This is a genomic window from Ureibacillus endophyticus (assembly GCF_003628435.1).
Lineage (GTDB): Bacteria > Bacillota > Bacilli > Bacillales_A > Planococcaceae > Ureibacillus > Ureibacillus endophyticus.
In genome coordinates this window covers 1-1,414 of record NZ_RBZN01000115.1, presented here as the reverse complement: position 1 = coordinate 1,414, position 1,414 = coordinate 1, and the positions used below count along the sequence as shown (strand labels likewise).

The 1,414-nt window shown below is 30.9% G+C and carries 1 protein-coding gene and 1 pseudogene; both read left to right on the top strand.

Annotation, left to right across the window (positions count from 1 at the left end):
* Positions 1-112: pseudogene (locus tag D8M03_RS17925) on the top strand (IS30 family transposase); the annotation flags it as partial.
* A 46-nt stretch (positions 113-158) separates the two neighbouring features.
* Positions 159-668 (top strand): EcsC family protein, encoded by a 510-nt coding sequence (locus D8M03_RS17540; RefSeq protein ID WP_245987673.1) that lies wholly within the window; start codon positions 159-161, stop codon positions 666-668.
* The last annotated feature ends 746 nt before the right edge of the window (positions 669-1,414 follow it).

Here is a 1,414-nt window from a genome sequence, read left to right as displayed (position 1 = left end):
GGAAAAAGAGATGGAACAAGCACTTAAACTTATCAACAATCGACCAAGAAAATGTCTTGGTTGGAAAACTGCATACGAGGCGTTTCAGGAAGAACTGTTGCACTTAAATTGACAAAGTATCAAATAAAAATGCAGATTTGGATAGTGCTATAAATAGTTTGGTTAATTGGCAAACAACAAAGTGTGCTACTACTGGTTTTTTGACAGGGTTAGGGGGCGTTGTTACATTACCAGTTTCAATCCCGTTAAACATAGCCTCAGTTATATATGTTCAAATGAGAATGATTGCATCTATTGCACATATGAGAGGATATGATTTAAAAGATGATGAAGTACAAACATTTGTATATGCTTGTTTAACTGGTCAAAGTGCTTCTGAATTTGTTAAATCCGCTGGCATTAAGATTGGAGTGAAGATGGGACAAGCTCAAATTAAAAGAAATTCTGGAGAAGTAATAAAGAAAGTAAATCAAGCAGTAGGGTTTCGTTTAATAACTAAATTTGGACAAAAAAGAGTAATTAACTTAGGTAAAATGGTTCCTTTGATTGGTGGAGTAATTGGTGGGGGATTCGACGCTGTATCAACAAGAACAATTGCAATTGCTGCAAAGAAAACTTTTAAGGATAATGGTAACGATAAGGAAAAAGGAATTATTGATATGTTTTAAATTTATAAAAGAACTAGAACTTTGGCTTATTACTTTACTTTTGATAATTAAAATTTGTTTAGTGTCTTTTCTGGAAATTGATAGTTGAAAAATTATCTTACATTTATTGTTATTCTGAATGTCATAGCTTTATAAAATTGTAATATTGCTTTGAAAGTGGTTTCTACATCTTTAAGAAATAATCTTTCTCTATTGGTTTATTAGATACTGCTGAGAAGAATGCAGAAAAAGTGTTAAAGGAATTTTTTAAGAGTATTGATTATAGGGTAAATGTCACTTTTAAATAATAAGAAGACCTGCCCTTACTTGTTGGGACATACCTAAAAGACGATTACATTCTGAGTAATCGTTTTTTCTTTTTCCCCAAAATTTTATTGTACATTACAACTTTAACTTTCTGATAATTTGCAGTTTAGTATATAAAATTGTTCGAGACTAAACTTACACATCAAACTAAATAATACACATATTCATTTGATAGCAACCTTCCCCAAATAACAAATTAAGAAAACCTTAAGATTTCCCCTATGCTTTTCTTAAACTCTTCTCTTTATGCTAGTTATTGACTAGAAAAGGGGAGAGTATTTTGAAAAAAATCATCTTATCAATATTTCTACTAATCTCAAGTATAAATGTCAACGTTAATATGTACATTTATGCTTGTTTAAGGGTGTACAAAATTACTCGTTTACTGGTTCGAGGTGTTGCTTAAGACGGTACGAATCACCAGTAATAGTTACGACACT